The sequence below is a fragment of the Mesotoga sp. B105.6.4 genome (assembly GCF_002896535.1).
Taxonomy (GTDB): Bacteria; Thermotogota; Thermotogae; order Petrotogales; family Kosmotogaceae; genus Mesotoga.
This window is the reverse complement of record NZ_JWIM01000026.1, coordinates 1,933-3,350: the sequence shown is the minus strand read 5'-3', so window position 1 is coordinate 3,350 and position 1,418 is coordinate 1,933. Positions and strand designations below refer to the sequence as shown.

Here is a 1,418-nt window from a genome sequence, read left to right as displayed (position 1 = left end):
TTCGCATTCGTTGCAGACTTCTGGAATCACGGATTCCTTACGAATGGCTGTCTTGCCGCCGGCGCAAAGTATCTTCACGTAAATGCAAAGGGTTACGTTGAACCTTGTGTCTTCCAGCAGTTTGCGGTTGACAGTATAAGAGAAAAGAGTCTTCTGGAGATTTTGAAGTCTCCATTCTTCACTGCATACAAGAGAATGGTGCCTTACAGCAATAATCTCTTCAGACCCTGTCCGATTATTGACAATCCGAAAGTCCTCAGAGCCATGGTGAACAAGTTCAATGCGATCCCACAGCACGATGGAAGTGAAAACGTTGTCACAGAGCTTGCCGGACAGTTGGATGAGCTTGCAGCCGGTTGGAAGGAATACGCCGACAAACTCTACTATGAGGAAGGCTTTGCCGAGACCCATCCGGCCCACAGAGGGGTTTACGATTTTGATGTTAGAATGAGAAAGTACGCTAACAACGAAGAGAAGCTTGCTATAGACAAAAAACCTTGAGGGGACGGTGGATCCGGTGCGAGCGAATTTGTCTTCTAGAGAGAGGATTATAAAAGCCGCCCGGAAGGCCTTTGCGGAAAGAGGTCACGACGGCGTAAGCATGTCTGAGATTGCCCAGATGGCAAGTGTGAAGAAGGCCCTGATCTACTACTACTTTCCCAGTAAAGAGGACCTGTTTTACGAAGTCTGGCAGTACTCGATCAACGAACTTGAAGATCATGTCTTTTCGGAAACAAGAAATGAGAGTATCTACGTTTCGAAGCTGAAGAGAATTCTGAGATCGTATATTGATTTCATCACAAGCAAGAATGAGATCAAGAAGATCATGGATCAGGAGAGGGCAAACCTCAGCCGAGAAGATAATGAATCCTGGAAAAGAGTGAGAGATAGGTACCAGATCTTGAAGGAAAAACTGTCTTCGGCAATAAACGATGCCAAGACCGCACATGAGATTTCCAAAGACGTAGATCCCGATAGCGCAGCAGACCTCATATTGAATGGTTTCAGTGTAACGGAAGACCCTAACGGGCTAGAAAGCATACGAGAGATAATCTGGAGGGGCTTGGTTAGCAACTCCGGTGAATGAACCCGACAAAAAATGAGAGGGACAGAATCCCTCTCATTTTTTCATCCCCCTTTTTTTGAAGTCAAGAACCTCTCTAAACTTTGAATATCTCTCCTCAAACTTTTTTCCAGAGATCTTAAGAAACTGAAGATAAAGCATGTCTACAATCATCAGCTGAACGATCCGAGTGACCAATCCGCCTTCTGGAAATACCAGTTTGGAATAGTAGCTTTCCAGGTTCACTTTGGAGTAACCACTGAGCATGGATCTAGCAGGCGTTATAGTGATCACTGATACACCGGACTTCTGCGAAAATCTCAGCGCATCAATAAGATCTGCGGAAGTCCCTGCA

2 protein-coding genes and 1 pseudogene are annotated in these 1,418 nt (G+C 45.5%); 2 read left to right on the top strand and 1 reads right to left on the bottom strand.

What is annotated here, in order from left to right; all coding sequences use genetic code 11:
- Positions 1-501: SPASM domain-containing protein (locus RJ60_RS16060; RefSeq protein WP_258006202.1), on the top strand; the 501-nt coding region annotated here is incomplete at its 5' end.
- A 16-nt stretch (positions 502-517) separates the two neighbouring features.
- Complete coding sequence (locus tag RJ60_RS06395; RefSeq protein ID WP_099829547.1) at positions 518-1,087, top strand: TetR/AcrR family transcriptional regulator; 570 nt, start codon at positions 518-520, stop codon at positions 1,085-1,087.
- A gap of 33 nt (positions 1,088-1,120) precedes the next feature.
- Here RJ60_RS06395 and RJ60_RS16055 read toward each other — a convergent pair.
- A pseudogene (locus tag RJ60_RS16055) lies at positions 1,121-1,418 on the bottom strand (MurR/RpiR family transcriptional regulator); the annotation flags it as partial.